Raw genomic sequence first — 14,824 nt, forward strand, 5'->3', positions numbered from 1 at the left:
GGGCCGCGCGCCCCGCTGCCGCGGTCGGCCGCGGAGTCGGACCCCGTCCCCGTCCCGCTGCATCCGGCGGCCAGCAGCCCGCCTGCCAGCAGCAGTACCAGCGCACCGCGGTGTGTCCTTGCCCGGTGTTCCATCCGTGCCCCCCACGTCGTCGGTTCTCCGGATGTGACGTACGGGGAGCCCGGCGGGATCGGACGAACGTGTTGCGGATCCGTCTCGATGTGGCAACAGCGGTCGGGGCCCGGGCACGCCACCGGCTTCAGGACACGATGTCCTTGCGGCTGAACCCCCGGAAGGCCAGCGCGAACAGGATCAGGGCGTACGTCACCGAGACCGCGGCCCCCTTGGTCACCCCGCCCCACTCCAGGTCCGGCTGGAGGGCGTCCGCCCAGGCGAACTGCCAGTGGGCGGGCAGGAACTCGCGCCAGGTGCCGAGCGCGGTGACCGCGTCCAGGACGTTGCCGACGATGGTCAGCCCGACCGCGCCGCCCACCGCGCCGAGCGGCGCGTCCGTCTTCGTCGACAGCCAGAACGCTAGTGCGGCGGTGACGAGTTGGGAGACGAAGATGAAGGCGACGACGAGCGCGAGGCGCGGCACGGTGTCCGACGTGGCGAGTGCGCCCCCGGTGGGCAGCTTCAGGGGCCCCCAGCCGTACGCGGCCGCTCCCGCGCCCAGGGCGACGAGCGGCAGCAGCACCATCGCGGCGAGGCTGAAGCCGAGCGCCACGACGAGCTTGCTCCACAGCAGCCGGGCCCGGGGCACGGGCGCCGCGAGGAGGTAGCGCAGCGAGGACCAGCTGGCTTCGGAGGCGACGGTGTCCCCGCAGAACAGTGCGACCGGCACCACGAGCAGGAAGCCGGCGGAGACGAAGAGGCAGGTCGCCGCGAAGTTCGCGGCGGACTCCGTCGCCACGTCCATGAGGTTGATCCGCGAACCGCTTCCTCCGCCGCCGTCACCGCCGCCGGGCGTGCCGCCGACCGCGAAGGCGGTGATCAGGATGAACGGCAGTGCCGCCAGCACCCCGAACATGAGCAGGGTGCGCCGCCTGCGCAGCTGCCGCATCGCCTCCACGCGCAGCGGCAGGGTGCGGCGGGCGTGGTAGCCGGGGGCTTCGGCGAGCGCCTGGACCTCTGGTGCGGAGCTCATGCGGATCCTTGGGAGATGAGGGTGAGGAAGGCGTCCTCCAGGCGGCGGTGCGGCCCGACGCCCGTCACCGGCACGTCGAGACGGACCAGTTCGGCGACCAGCTGTGCGGCCGTGGCGCCGTCGAGGCGGACCAGCAGACCGTGGCCGTCGTCGAGGCGGACGGCGGACCCGATGCCCGCCAGGGCGGCCACCTTGTCCGCCAGCGGTTCGGCCACCTCCGCGCCGGTGGTGACGAGCAGCATGTCGCCGGACCCGGTGATCTCGGCGACCGGTCCGGCCTGGACGAGCTGCCCCCGGTCCATGACCACCAGGTGGGTGCAGGACTGTTCGACCTCGGAGAGGAGATGGCTGGACACGATCACCGTCCGGCCTCCGGCCGCGTACCGGATCATCACGTCCCGCATCTCACGGATCTGCGGCGGGTCGAGGCCGTTGGTCGGTTCGTCGAGGATGAGGAGGTCGGGCATGCCGAGCATGGCCTGGGCGATGGCGAGGCGCTGCCGCATGCCCTGGGAGTACGTGCGCACGGCACGGGCCAGGGCGTCGCCGAGCCCGGCGATCTCCAGGGCCTCGTCGAGGTGGGCGTCCCCGGCGGGCCGCCCGGTGGCCTGCCAGTACAGCTCCAGGTTGGAGCGGCCCGACAGGTGCGGGAGGAAGCCGGCGCCTTCGACGAAGGAGCCGACGCGGGACAGCACGGGGGCCCCGGGGCGGATCGCGTGCCCGAAGACGCGGATCTCACCGGCGTCGGGGGTGATGAGCCCCATCAGCATGCGCAGGGTGGTGGTCTTGCCGGCGCCGTTCGGTCCGAGGAGACCGAGGACCTGCTCCTTCTCGACGCGGAAGCCGAGGTCGCGTACGGCGTAGCGGCCGGTGGCCCCGGCGTACTTCTTGGACAGGCCCGTGATCTGCAGCGGTACCCCGGTCAGCGCCGGGTCGGGGGCGGGGGCGGCGGTGCGCCGGCGTGCGGTGAGCAGGATGGCGGCGGCGGCGAGCAGCCCGGCCGCCGGGAGCCCCCAGGTCCACCAGGGCAGTGCCGCCGCGGCGGTTGCCACGGCGGGGGCGGTGGGGATGGTCAGGGGCCCGTCGAGGGACACGGTGTAGGTCGCGGGCTCGGCGGGTGAGGCGTAGGCGAGGTCGGTCGCGGAGAGGACGAGGCGGAGGCTGTGCCCGGCCTCGACGTCGTGGTCGACGGCGGGCAGGGCCAGTTCGATCGGCTTGCCCTGCTGGTCGGGGGTGATCCGGTAGGGGGCGACGAGCTGGGAGGGCAGCACCTGCTGCTTCCCGTCCGGCGAGACGTCGTAGATCTTGCCGAACAGCACGGCGTCACCGTGGTCCGCTCGCACGTTCACGCGGACGGTGGGCGATCCGGTGACGTGCACGGCGCTGTCCAGCGGGGCGGAGTCGAAGCGGGCGTGCTGCCCGGGGAAGTCGAGGGAGAACCCGACGCCGAGCGAGGACAGCTGGGAGAGTCCGCCGCCGATGCCGGGGACGGCGGAGACGGAGGGCGGGTTGCCGCCCGCGGGGCTGCGGAAGGTCTGCGTGAGGCCGTCGCCGGAGGTGTTCCGCCCGCCGTCAGGTCCGCCACCCGTCGCCGGCCGCCGTCCGGCGCCGGTCAGGGTGATCTCGTGCTCACCGCTGTGCAGACCGGGGTAGGCGGCGCTGGTCGCGCCGCGCTTCAGGGCGGCGCCGTCGGTGGAGTCGACGCCGCCGGTCCGGGTCACTCGGAACCCGGGTCCGGTGCCGGCCCCCTCGTCCTCCTTCAGGTACCGGTCGAACCAGTCGCCGATCCGGGCCTCGACGCGGTCGCCCTCGTCGTCCCCTCCGTCGTGTCCGCCCGCGATCCAGTCGACGGAGACGGGCGCGCCGTTGGCCTTGACCGCCTCGGCCATGGCGTCGGCCTGGCCGAGCGGGAACAGGGAGTCGCTCTGCCCCTGGACGATGAGCGCGGGCACGTCGATCCGGTCGGCCACGGCCTGGGGGGAACGTTCCGTCAGGAGTGCGCGCGCGGCGGCGTCCGGCTTGCCGCTGACGGCCACCCGCTCGTACATCTCGCACAGCTCCTTCTGGAACTTCTGGCAGCCGCCGCCGGAGCTGACGAAGATCCCCGCCCAGAGCTTCTTGAACACCCCGTCCGGGAAGAGCGCGTCGGCGAGGTTCCAGTAGCCGATCACCGGTGCGACGGCGTCGACCCGGTCGTCGTACCCGGCGGCCAGCAGCGACACGGCGCCACCGTAGGAGACGCCGGTGATCCCGACGCGCGGGTCGCCCTTCGCGTCGAGCTCCACCTCGGGCCGGCCCGCCAGCCAGTCGATGAGCCCGGAGACGTCCCTGACCTCACGGTCGGGGGCGTTGAGCGTGATCTCCCCGCTCGTCCTCCCGAATCCACGGGCGGACCACGTCATGACGGCGTACCCGTCGGCGGCGAGCCTCTCGGCCTGGGCGCGCGCGTCGTCCTTGCTGCCGCCGAAGCCGTGCCCGATGAGCACGGCGGGGCGTGGCCGCGTGCCCCCCGACGTGAAGTACGACGTGTCGACCGACACCCCGTTCATCTTCATCATCCGGTCCTGCCGGTGCACGGCCGGGGCACTGTCGTCGGCGACGGCGGCCCAGGTGCCGGCCCCCGCGAGTACGGCGAGGGCGGCGGCCACCGCGGCCCACCTGCCCGGTGTACGGGGCAGCCGGTGCCGCCACCGGGAAGTCGGTTTCTCCATGACCCGACCCTAGACGGAGCACGCGGCCCCCCGGGTTGCCCCTGGGGGGAGTTCCCCGGCCTCCCTGAGAGGTACCGCGCGGTCCGTCCGTACTCCGCCTGCGGTACACCGCACGCGGCACGCTCCGGCCAGGCCAGGCACGGGCGCCCGCCCCTGCCTTCGCGGCACTCGGCCACCACCGTCCGGTGTACACGGACACGGTGAGCGTGCTGCCCGGCTCGGCCCCCGTGTTCGAGATGTTCGAGCGCGCGATGGGCGCCGGCGTGCGCGTCGCCCGGGCGCTGCTCACCGCGTCGGACACCACGGCGGTGGCCCGGCTCTCGGCCCGCGAGATCGGCTCCGCCCCGGAACGCGAGGTCGCGGGCAGTGCGCGCAGGGCCCGCCTCCTGGACGAGCGGGTCCCGCCCGACGTGGCCCGGGTGGCCGCGGACGGCCGGACGGTGGCGGAGATCGCCTCGGAGGTGCTCGCGCTCACGGGGTGGTGGGAACCGGGCGGGGAGCGCCGAGATCGAGCGGTGTCTCCACGGGCAGCAGGGCGGCGGCCCGTTCCCGCTCCCCCGCCCGGACCGCCGCGTGCACCTCGCGGGCCAGGGGCGTGACATCGCGCACGGACACGATCCACTCGTCGGCGTACCGCCGGGCGGCCTCCCCGGAGAGCCCGAGCTGGAGCGAGCGGTACGGGAGCGGGTTCAGGGACAGATCGCGCTCGGGGTCCCACTGGACGCGTGCGGGAGCGGACCGCAGCGCCCGCTTCCACGCGCCCCGGTCCTCGTGGACGCCGTGTACGTAGTGCGAGAGTTCGGCGTTCGCCAGCGCCCACGCGAGGCCGTCGCGGGCGATCTCGACGGCCAGCACGGTCTCCTGCCCCTCCTTCGTGCCCCAGCCGCAGCGGTACATCATCCACAGGAAGCTCGGCTTGATCCACGTCATGCGGTCGCGCTTCCAGGCCGCCGGGAAGCGCCCGTCCCGGGCGGCCGGCAGTCCGATGGCCGGCCGGTAGGCCTGGTACACGGTGACGGTGGAGCCGGTGTGCTGTGCGCGGATCTCGTAACGGGGCGGGTGCGGAGGGGCGTTCATTCGGCCAGGATGCGGGGCCTCGGCGCGTCCGGGCACCTGGTTTTCGCGCTCGCCCCCGACCCCCGGTCGCGTCCCGGCAGCGATCGGAACGTACCCCCGGCCGCGTCGAGACGTGCCCGTGGGCCCAGGGGGCGGCAGCACCGGATCGTCCGACGGATGCCGCCCCGGACCTGGAGGCGTTCCCCGTCGCTGGACGTCTGCGAGTGTCCGGTCGAAGATCTACCAGAGTGCCTGGCAGCCATGCCGGCCGCTCGCCGGTGAAGCCGCGCCACGGCACTCGGAAAGGCCTCCCCATGCCCCGCACCACCCCGCCGCGTCCCCTGGACGTGGAAGCGGTCTTCCCCGCGCTGGCAGCCCACCGGCGCACGACCACCCGGCTGCATCCACGTCACGGGACCCCGCATGCGCGGGAGAGTTCGGTGGCGGGCCCACTGCTGTGGCCGGCCGACGAGGCGTGGCCGGTGTGCACGGTCGTACACCCGAAAGGCACCGGCCACCGTCTCTCCGACGTGCGGCTGCGCCGCCGGATCCTGAAGGACGCACGGGGGCGGGAGTACACCGAGGACGAACAGCGCCTCCTCGACGGCTTGACCCGGGGCAACCACGTCCCGGACCTCCACGACGACGCCCCGTCGCCGATGCTGGCCGTCGCCCAGCTGTACGCGCGAGAGGTCCCGGATCTCGCGGGACCTGAGGGACATGACCTGCTGCAGGTCTTCTGGTGCCCCTTCGAGGTGCACGGTGACGACCGCACGATCGACGTCGTGCTGAAATGGCGGCGCTCGGCCGATGTCGGCGCAGTACTCACTCCACAGCCCGAGCCCCCGGTGGCCGGTCGCGCCGAATGCGTGCCCACGACGTGTGTCGTGCACCCGGAACAGGTCGTGGAGCACGAGTACCTCGGGCTGCTGGGCGAGGCCCTCCAGGAGGCGATCGCCGAGTGGGAGGAGGGCCTCCTCGACGAGGAGGAGGACGAGGACGCCTCGCATCCACCGAAGCGCTACGCGACGTACGAGGAGTACGAGGCCGCGACGGCCTCGGCCGGGGAACCGGAGGAGGTCGACTACATGAGCGACCTGTCGATCGCACCCGGCTGGAAGGTCGGTGGCTTCGCCTCCTGGCATCTGACGGACCCCGCCCCGGTCGACTGCGCCGTGTGCGATGCGGCGATGCCCCCGCTGCTCACCGTGGCCGCAGGGGAGTACGACGGTGCGTCACGCAGCTGGTTGCCGATCGAGGACCGGGACGCCGGCCACGATCCGCACGTCATCACCCCGTCCGACGTCTACCTGGGCCGGGGCCTGATGCGCGTGCACACCTGCCCGGCCGATCCCGGCCACCCGCACCGCCTGAGCTTCCAGTAGCACGGCTCGCCCCGGCCCTACGGGCGGCGTGTCGGTACCGGCCGCAGTGCCGGCCAGCGATCGAGGACGGCGCGGCGCAGGTCCGCCGCGAGGGTGCGCAGGTGCGGAAGGCGTCCGTCGTCCGAGGTCGTGGTGGCGACGACGCCGAGCCGGTGGGCCAGGCGCTGGCGGGCGGTGGCCGTGCCCCAGGTCCAGTCCTCCCGCGGAAGGCGGGCCAGGTGATCGGTGGCGCCCCGGTGGGCGCGCTGGACCAGGGCGTCGCCCCGGATGAGCCAGCCCGCGCAGGCGTCGGCGAGCCCGGCCTCCGGCAGCGTGGTGCCGGTCTCGGCGCGCCAGGCCGTGCGGTAGGCGGCCTCCGCCCGCTCCAGCAGGGGGGCGGGTGCCCTCGTGACGCACCAGCAGGTCGGGAACCCGATGCGGAGGTAGGCGAGCTCGATCAGGCCGCTGCCCAGGGACGCCTGCTCGAAGTCGACGAACCTGACCCCGTCCGGGGTGAGCAGGTCGTTGCCGGGGCACGGGTCGCCGTGGAGGAGCGCGGTCCCCTCCGCCCGGCCGAGGCGCTCCACGAGGGCGTGGAGTTCGTCCCGTACGCCTGAGGACGCGACGGTACCGAGGCTCTCGGCCAGGGTGAGGAACGACGTGACGTCGGCGCCGGTCGGACCCTGCCAGCGCGGCAGGGTGCCCGCGTCGCCGGGGCGCGCGGTGCTGTGCAGCCTCGCGAGCGCGGCCGCGTGGCCGACGATCCAGTCGGCGGGCGGCCGCCGGCCGTCGAGGTGCTCCATGACCAGGACGCGCTCGGCCGGATCGGTGCCGAGCAGCGCGGGCGCCACCGGAGCGTGGGTGGCCCGGCCGGCGATGCGCAGGGCGGCCACCTCGCGCTCGTAGCGCTCGTCGGCACCGGGGCCCGCCACCAGCTGTTTCAGCACCGCCGGGCGGCCGGAGAGCTCGATGCGCCAGACCCGTGAACGCGGGCTGCTCTCCAGGGCGGACGGGTGCGCGGGCGGGCCCAGGCGGTCCCGCAGGGTCTCGCCGAACGGAAGCCGCGACGCCGTCACCATGCGGTCAGTCTTCCACCCGGCGAGCGCTCGCGTACGCCGCTTCAGTGGTTGCGGGGGAAGCCCAGGTCGACGCCTGACGGTGCGTCGGCCGGGTCCGGCCAGCGGGTGGTGACGACCTTGCCGCGGGTGTAGAAGTGCACGCCGTCGTTCCCGTAGACGTGGTGGTCGCCGAAGAGGGAGTCCTTCCAGCCGCCGAATGAGTGGTAGCCGACGGGCACCGGGATCGGGACGTTGACGCCGACCATGCCGGCCTCGATCTCCAGCTGGAAGCGGCGGGCCGCGCCGCCGTCGCGGGTGAAGATCGCCGTGCCGTTGCCGAACGGCGAGGCGTTCATGAGGGCCACGCCGTCCTCGTAGGTGTCGACGCGCAGCACGCACAGGACGGGGCCGAAGATCTCGTCCCGGTAGGCGTCGGAGTCCGTGGAGACGTGGTCGAGGAGGGAGAGGCCGATCCAGTGGCCGTCCTCGAAGCCCTCCACCGTGTGGCCCGTGCCGTCCAGGACGACGTCGGCGCCCTGGGCCGCCGCTCCGGTGACGTAGGAGGCGACCTTGTCCCGGTGGGCCGCGGTGATGAGCGGACCCATCTCGGAGGCGGGGTCGGTGCCGGGGCCGATCCTGATCTTCTCGGCGCGCTCCTTGATACGGGCCACGAGCTCGTCGCCGATCGCGCCGACGGCGACGACGGCCGAGATCGCCATGCAGCGCTCCCCGGCGCTGCCGTAGGCGGCGGAGACGGCGGCGTCCGCCGCCGCGTCCAGGTCGGCGTCCGGGAGGACCAGCATGTGGTTCTTCGCGCCGCCGAGCGCCTGGACGCGCTTGCCGTTCGCGGAGGCCGTGGCATGGATGTGGCGGGCGATCGGGGTGGATCCGACGAAGGAGACCGCGGCGACGTCGGGGTGGGCGAGGAGCGCGTCGACGGCCACCCTGTCGCCGTGCAGGACGTTCAGCACGCCGTCGGGCAGTCCGGCCTCCGAGGCCAGCTCGGCCAGCAGGTTGGCGGCCGAGGGGTCCTTCTCGCTGGGCTTCAGCACGAAGGTGTTCCCGCAGGCGACGGCCAGCGGGAACATCCACATCGGCACCATGGCCGGGAAGTTGAACGGCGTGATGCCCGCGACGACGCCGATGGGCTGCCGGATCGAGGAGACGTCGACCCGGCTGGAGACCTGGGTGGACAGCTCGCCCTTCAACTGGGTGGTGATCCCGCAGGCCAGCTCGACGATCTCCAGCCCGCGGGCGACCTCGCCGAGCGCGTCGGAGTGCACCTTGCCGTGCTCGGCGGTGATGAGCGCGGCGATCTCGTCGCGGTGGGCGTCCAGCAGGGCCCGGTAGCGGAAGAGGACGGCGGTGCGGGCGGAGAGGGAGCTGGTGCCCCAGGTGGCGTACGCGCTCTTCGCGGCGGCGACGGCCGCGTCGGTCTCCTCGGCGGAGGCGAGCGCGACCTGCGTGGTGACGGCGCCGGTCGCCGGGTCGGTGACCGGGCCGTAGCTGCCCGACGTGCCCTCGACGGTCCGGCCACCGATCCAGTGGTTGACGGTCTTCATGACGGGGTCTCCTTCACAGGTGGCGGCGTCGGGCTGCGATCTGCCGGTCGTACTCTTTCCGTGCCCCGGCCGCCGGGGGGCGGGTCGCGGTCTCGGCTACGGGAACATCCCACCACGCCTGTGCCGGAGGGGGCCCCGACACTGTGTCTGCCGTTTCGGTCTCCACGTAGACACAAGTGGGGCGGTCCGCGGCGCGCGCCTCGGCGAGGGCCGCGCGCAGGCCGGCCACGGTCTTCGCCCGCAGCACCCTCATGCCCAGGGAGGCCGCGTTCGCGGCGAGGTCGACGGGGAGCGGGAGGCCGGTGTAGGCGCCGTCGGCGTCCCGGTAGCGGTAGGCGGTGCCGAAGCGTTCGGCGCCGACGACCTCGGAGAGCCCGCCGATGGACGCGTACCCGTGGTTCTGGAGGATGACGAGCTTGACGGGCAGGCACTCCTGCACGGCGGTGACGATCTCGGTGGGGTTCATCAGGTACGTGCCGTCACCGACCAGGGCCCAGACCGGCCGGCCGGGTGCGGCGAGCTGGACGCCGAGGGCGGCCGGGATCTCGTATCCCATGCAGGAGTAGCCGTACTCCACGTGGTACTGGCGCGGGGAGCGGGCCCGCCACAGCTTGTGGAGGTCGCCCGGGAGCGAGCCGGCGGCGTTGATCAGGACGTCGTCCTCGGTGACGAGGGCGTCGAGCAGGCCGAGGACCTGGGCCTGTGTCGGGCGGGCGTCCGGGTCGGGGGCGGCGAAGGCCGCGTCGACGCGCTCCTCCCAGCGCTCCTTGGCCGCCGTGTACGCGCTCTCGTAGCCGGCGTCGACGCGGTGACCGTGTGCGTGCAGGGCGGCGCCGAGCGCTTCGAGGCCGGTGCGGGCGTCCGCGACGAGGGGCAGCGCGGCGAGCTTGTGGGCGTCGAAGCCGGTGATGTTGAGGTTGAGGAAGCGGACCCCGGGGCCGGCGAAGAGGGTGGAGGAGGCGGTGGTGAAGTCGGTCCAGCGGGTGCCGACCCCGATGACGAGGTCGGCCTCCCTGGCGAGGGCGTCGGCCGTCGCCGTCCCGGTGTGGCCGATGCCGCCGACGTCGGCGGGGTGGTCGTGGCGCAGGGAGCCCTTGCCCGCCTGGGTGCAGGCGACGGGGATGCGGGTGGCGGCGGCGAAGGCGGCGAGGGCCTCCTCGGCGGCACTGTGGTGGACGCCGCCGCCCGCGACGAGCAGGGGCCGGCGTGCGCCGCGTACCGCCCGCACCGCCCGCTCCAGCTCGGACGGGTCGGGGGCGGGCCTGCGTACGGGCCAGACGCGCTCCGCGAAGAACTCCGCCGGCCAGTCGTACGCCTCGGCCTGGACGTCCTGCGGCAGCGCCAGCGTGACGGCGCCCGTGCCGGCCGGGTCGGCGAGGGTCCGCATCGCCTGGAGGGCCGCCGGGATCAGCGCCTCCGGGCGGGTGACGCGGTCGAAGTAGCGGGAGACGGGGCGCAGGCAGTCGTTGACCGACACGTCGCCCGCGTACGGCACTTCGAGCTGCTGGAGGACCGGGTCGGCGGGACGGGTCGCGAAGGTGTCGCCGGGCAGCAGGAGGACGGGGATGTGGTTGACGGTGGCGAGGGCGGCGCCGGTGACGAGGTTGGTGGCACCGGGGCCGATGGACGTGGTCACGGCCTGGGCGGAGAGCCTGCCGGACTGGCGGGCGTAGCCGACCGCCGCGTGCACCATGGCCTGTTCGCTGCGGCCCTGGAGGTAGGGCATCGCGGGGCCCGACTCGACGAGCGCCTGTCCGATGCCGGCGACGTTGCCGTGGCCGAAGATGCCCCAGGTGGCGCCGATGAGCCGTCGGCGCCGGCCGTCGCGCTCGGTGTACTGGCGGGCGAGGAAGGCGATCAGCGCCTGGGCGGTGGTGAGCCTGCGGGTGGCCGCGCGGTGCGTGGTCATCGGCCGGCCTCCCGGCCGTACAGCGGGAGTCGCGCGTCGACCGGTTCGGCCGGCCACGTGTCGCGGATCCAGCGGTGGTCGGGGTGGTCGCGGATCAGCCACTCACGGTGCTCGCCCGGGCCCGCCATGACGTTCAGGTAGTACAGGGTGCGGCCGGGCGGGGCGACGGACGGGCCGTGCCAGCCGTCGGGGATCAGGACGGCGTCGCCGGTGGCGACCTCCGCGAGGACGTCCGTCCCGCCGGGGCGGGACGGGGACACCCGGTGGTAGCCGAGGCCGCCGTCCTCCACCTCGAAGTAGTAGATCTCCTCCAGCACGGACTCCACGCCCGGTTCGTGCTCGTCGTGCTTGTGCGGCGGGTAGGAGGACCAGTTGCCACCCGGGGTGAGGACCTCGACGGCGATGAGCCGGTCGCACGCGAAGGTGCCGGCGGCGGCGAAGTTGTTCACCTGCCGCGAGCAGGCACCGGCACCCCGGAGTTCGACCGGTACCTCCGGCGCGGGGCCGTAACGAGCGGGGAGTCGTCGCTCGCACCTCGCTCCTGCCAGGGCGAAGCGGCCTCCCGCGCCGGAGGTGATCTGTGCGCGGGCGTCACGCGGCAGATAGGCGAAATCGGTCACCGCGCTGAACACACTGCTCCTGCCCCGCAGTTCGAAGATCTCACCTGCCGTCCGCACCGTACAGCCACCGGTCAACGGCAGCACGATCCATTCACTCTCCCCGGTGGCCATCGTGTGAACTCCGCCCGGGCCGAGCTCCAGGACCCGCAGGCTCGACCGGTCCCAGTCGGCCGTGTCCGGGCCGATGTCGAGGGCGTACGGGCCGCCCACCGTCTCCCCGGCCCGGAGGTGGTACCGCTGCTGCTCGCTGCGCGTCGTCATGGCCGCATCCCTACCCGCTCGTCCGGGAGGTGCTCACTCACAACAGCCCCACGGCCGTGTCGACCGCCCCCGCCACGTCCCCGTCGGCCGGGTAGAGGAGCGAACGCCCGACGACCAGGCCCTGGACGGTCGGCAGCCGCAGGGCCCCGCGCCACTTCTCGTACGCCCCGTCCGGGTCGCCCCCGACCTCGCCGCCGAGCAGGACGGCGGGCAGCGTCGAGGCGCGCAGCACCCGCCGCATGTCCTCGGGGTTCTCCGTGACGGGGACCTTCAGCCAGGTGTAGGCGGATGTGCCGCCCAGCCCGGAGGCGACGGCCACGGAGGTCGTGACGGCCGCTGCCCCCAGGTCGGTGCGGAGGCCGCCGCCGGTGCGGTGGCAGAGGAACGGCTCGATGAAGACGGGCAGCCGGCGGGCTGCCATCGCGTCCACGGTGCGGGCCGCGGTGTGCAGCGTGTCCAGGGAGGCGGGGTCGCCGTGGTCGATCCTCAGCAGCAGCTTGCCCGCGTCGTAGTTCCGCCGGGCCAGGTCGGCGGGCCGGTGGCCGGTGAAGCGGTCGTCGAGCTCGAAGACGGCGCCGGCGAGCCCGCCGCGGTTCATGGAGCCGATGACGACCTTGTCCTCCAGGGCGCCGAGGAGGAGCAGGTCCTCCAGAACATCGGCGGCCGCCAGCACCCCGTCCACACCGGGGCGGGACAGCGCGAGGCAGAGGCGCTCCAGCAGGCCGAAGCGGTCGGCCATGGCCATCTCGTCGTCCCCCACGGCGAGGGCGCCACGCGCCGGGTGGTCCGCCGCGATGACCATCAGGCGCCCGCTGGGGCCGAGGAGGGGGCGCCTGCGGCGGGCGGCGGCGGCCTCGGCCACCGCCTCGGGGCGGTGTGCCCGGAGGCGGACGAGGTCGGCGACGCCGGCCGCGGCGGGCCGGGTCACGGGGTGGCTCCGGTGGCCCGCGGTGCCGGGCCGGTCGTGACGGCACCGTCGTCGAGGGCCTTCTCGACCTCGTGCGGGAACGGCATGGCGGACGAGCAGGCGAGGCGGGACGCGACGATGGCTCCCGCCGCGTTCGCGTACCGCATGGTGCGCGCGGTGTCCCATCCGGCGAGCAGCCCGTGGCAGAGGGCGCCGCCGAACGCATCCCCGGCCCCCAGTCCGTTGACGACGTCCACGGGCAGGGGCGGGACCTCGGCGGTGGTGCCGTCGCGGTGGACGGCGAGCACGCCCGCCGGGCCCCGCTTGACGACGGCGAGTTCGACACCGGCGGCCAGCAGGGCCCGGGCGGCGGCGTGCGGGTCGCGTTCCCCGGTGGCGATCTCGCACTCGTCGACGTTGCCCACGGCGACCGTGGCGTGGGCGAGTGCTTCGCGGTACCGGGCGGGGGCCACGGAGCCGTGGTCCTCCTCGTCCCAGAACATGGGGCGCCAGTCGAGGTCGAAGACCGTGGCCCGCCCGGGCGACGCCGTCCGTGCCGCGCCGCGTGCGCGGAGTGCGGCGAGGGTGGCGGAGCGGCTGGGCTCCGCGCACAGTCCGGTGCCGGTCATCCAGAAGACCCGGGCGGCGCACACCGCGTCGAGGTCGAGTTCCCCGGTGCGGATCTCCAGATCGGGTGCCTTGGGCTGCCGGTAGAAGTAGAGCGGGAAGTCGTCCGGGGGGAAGATCTCGCAGAAGGTGACGGGTGTCGGATACCGCTCGACGGCGTCCACCCAGCGGGCGTCCACGCCGAGCACCCCCAGTTCGCGGCGGAGGTAGTCGCCGAAGGGGTCCCGGCCGGTGCGGGTGATCACAGCCGTGCGCCGACCCAGCCGGGCGGCGGCCACCGCGACGTTGGACGGGGAGCCGCCGAGGAACTTGCCGAAGGTCTCGACCCGGTCGAGCGTTACGCCGCTCTGCAGCGGGTAGACGTCCACCCCGATGCGCCCCATGGTGATCACGTCGTACGGCTCAGGCATACGCATCCCTTCGGCCCGCGGGTCGGTCGCGGCCGGGCGGCCGGTCCCAGGTCTAGCCCCCGCCCCTCACCCTGTCAACACTTTGTCCGGACATTCGGACGAATGCTTGACACCGGATTTCCTGCCCTGAAAGGTGGCCGGCATGACCTCCTCCGCACCCTCTCCGGCCCGCATCCGCATCGGCTCGGCACCCGATTCCTGGGGGGTGTGGTTCCCCGACGACCCGCGGCAGGTGCCCTGGGAGCGGTTCCTCGACGAGGTCGCCGAGGCGGGTTACGAGTGGATCGAGCTCGGCCCCTACGGTTATCTGCCGATCGACCCCGCGAGGCTCGCGGACGAGACCGCCCGCCGCGGACTGAGCGTCTCGGCGGGCACCGTCTTCACCGGATTGCACCACGGCCCGGATGTCTGGGACCGCACCTGGGAGCATGTCGCCGGCATCGCGGCGCTCACCCGGGCGACGGGCGGCGAACACCTGGTCGTCATCCCCTCGTTCTGGCGGGACGACAGGACGGGTGCGGTCCTGGAGGACCGCACCCTCACGCCCGCGCAGTGGCGCGACCTGACCGAGCAGACGGAGCGGCTGGGGCATGAGGTGCGGGAGCGTTTCGGGCTGCGGATCGTCGTGCACCCGCACGCCGACACGCACATCGACACCGAGGAGAACGTCAGCCGTTTCCTCGACGCGACCGACCCCGGCCTGGTCTCCCTCTGCCTCGACACCGGGCACTACGCCTACTGCGGCGGCGACAGCGTGAAGCTCATCGAGACGTACGGGGAGCGGATCGGCTACCTGCACCTCAAGCAGGTCGATCCGGCGGTCCTGGCCGAGGTCGTGGCGGACGGGGTGCCGTTCGGCCCGGCGGTCGCCCGCGGCGTGATGTGCGAGCCGCCGGGCGGCGTACCCGCGCTCGAACCGGTCCTGGCCGCCGCACGCGCCCTGGGCACCGACCTGTTCGCCATCGTCGAGCAGGACATGTACCCCTGCCCGCCGGACAAGCCGCTGCCCATCGCCCGGCGCACCCGCGAGTACCTCCGCGGCTGCGGCCCCGCGCGACCCACAGCCTGACGTCCCGCCGCGGCCACCGGGACGGGACGCGGCACTCGGCCGCGGCCGGCGCCTCCGCTCGCCGCGTCCGGGGCGGACGCGCGTCGATCCGGCGTGCGGAGCGCACCCCCTCGGCGGCCCGGC

Annotated in this window: 11 protein-coding genes and 1 pseudogene; 3 read left to right on the forward strand and 9 right to left on the reverse strand. The window is 74.0% G+C overall.

Annotated features, from left to right (window positions below):
- Positions 1-259: 259 nt before the first annotated feature.
- Positions 260-1,147 carry an ABC transporter permease gene (locus ABZ371_RS17745; protein ID WP_358680080.1) on the reverse strand — a complete coding sequence of 296 codons (888 nt, stop codon included), beginning with the start codon at positions 1,145-1,147 and terminating at the stop codon, positions 260-262.
- Positions 1,144-3,858: an alpha/beta fold hydrolase gene (locus ABZ371_RS17750; protein ID WP_358680083.1), complete on the reverse strand. Its 2,715-nt coding sequence runs from the start codon at positions 3,856-3,858 to the stop codon at positions 1,144-1,146. The genes ABZ371_RS17745 and ABZ371_RS17750 overlap by 4 nt, the downstream gene beginning before the upstream one ends.
- Before the next feature lie 158 nt (positions 3,859-4,016).
- Between ABZ371_RS17750 and ABZ371_RS17755 the strand changes: the two are divergent.
- Positions 4,017-4,340, forward strand: a pseudogene (locus ABZ371_RS17755) (hypothetical protein); the annotation flags it as partial.
- Here ABZ371_RS17755 and ABZ371_RS17760 read toward each other — a convergent pair.
- Positions 4,330-4,935: a DUF4291 domain-containing protein gene (locus tag ABZ371_RS17760; protein WP_358680086.1), complete on the reverse strand. Its 606-nt coding sequence runs from the start codon at positions 4,933-4,935 to the stop codon at positions 4,330-4,332. The pseudogene ABZ371_RS17755 and the gene ABZ371_RS17760 overlap by 11 nt on opposite strands.
- A gap of 293 nt (positions 4,936-5,228) precedes the next feature.
- Between ABZ371_RS17760 and ABZ371_RS17765 the strand changes: the two genes are divergently transcribed.
- Entirely contained in the window at positions 5,229-6,299 is a 1,071-nt protein-coding gene (locus ABZ371_RS17765) for a hypothetical protein (protein ID WP_358680089.1), read from the forward strand.
- Positions 6,300-6,316: 17 nt separating this feature from the next.
- Here ABZ371_RS17765 and ABZ371_RS17770 read toward each other — a convergent pair whose 3' ends face one another.
- Genes ABZ371_RS17770 through iolC form a run of 6 tightly spaced genes read right to left on the reverse strand, consistent with a single transcriptional unit; the run spans position 6,317 to position 13,632 of the window.
- Positions 6,317-7,357 carry an aminoglycoside phosphotransferase family protein gene (locus tag ABZ371_RS17770; protein WP_358680092.1) on the reverse strand — a complete coding sequence of 347 codons (1,041 nt, stop codon included), beginning with the start codon at positions 7,355-7,357 and terminating at the stop codon, positions 6,317-6,319.
- A 41-nt stretch (positions 7,358-7,398) separates the two neighbouring features.
- Positions 7,399-8,898, reverse strand: a complete 1,500-nt coding sequence (locus ABZ371_RS17775) for a CoA-acylating methylmalonate-semialdehyde dehydrogenase (RefSeq protein ID WP_358680095.1) — start codon at positions 8,896-8,898, stop codon at positions 7,399-7,401.
- Between the two features lie 13 nt (positions 8,899-8,911).
- Positions 8,912-10,807, reverse strand: a complete 1,896-nt coding sequence (gene iolD / locus ABZ371_RS17780) for a 3D-(3,5/4)-trihydroxycyclohexane-1,2-dione acylhydrolase (decyclizing) (protein ID WP_358680098.1) — start codon at positions 10,805-10,807, stop codon at positions 8,912-8,914.
- Positions 10,804-11,688, reverse strand: a complete 885-nt coding sequence (gene iolB, locus ABZ371_RS17785; protein ID WP_358680101.1) for a 5-deoxy-glucuronate isomerase — start codon at positions 11,686-11,688, stop codon at positions 10,804-10,806. The genes iolD and iolB overlap by 4 nt, the downstream gene beginning before the upstream one ends.
- A 37-nt stretch (positions 11,689-11,725) precedes the next feature.
- Entirely contained in the window at positions 11,726-12,616 is an 891-nt protein-coding gene (locus tag ABZ371_RS17790) for a deoxyribose-phosphate aldolase (RefSeq protein WP_358680104.1), read from the reverse strand.
- The gene (gene iolC, locus ABZ371_RS17795; RefSeq protein ID WP_358680107.1) at positions 12,613-13,632 is read right to left on the reverse strand and encodes a 5-dehydro-2-deoxygluconokinase; all 1,020 of its coding nucleotides are present in this window, start codon (positions 13,630-13,632) and stop codon (positions 12,613-12,615) included. The genes ABZ371_RS17790 and iolC overlap by 4 nt, the downstream gene beginning before the upstream one ends.
- 142 nt (positions 13,633-13,774) lie before the next feature.
- Here iolC and ABZ371_RS17800 point away from each other — a divergent pair, with 142 nt between their 5' ends.
- On the forward strand, positions 13,775-14,701 hold the full coding sequence (locus ABZ371_RS17800) for a sugar phosphate isomerase/epimerase (protein ID WP_358680110.1): 927 nt from the start codon (positions 13,775-13,777) through the stop codon (positions 14,699-14,701).
- The last annotated feature ends 123 nt before the right edge of the window (positions 14,702-14,824 follow it).

The sequence above is a fragment of the Streptomyces sp. NPDC005899 genome, assembly GCF_040629645.1.
In the GTDB taxonomy this organism is placed as follows: Bacteria; Actinomycetota; Actinomycetes; order Streptomycetales; family Streptomycetaceae; genus Streptomyces.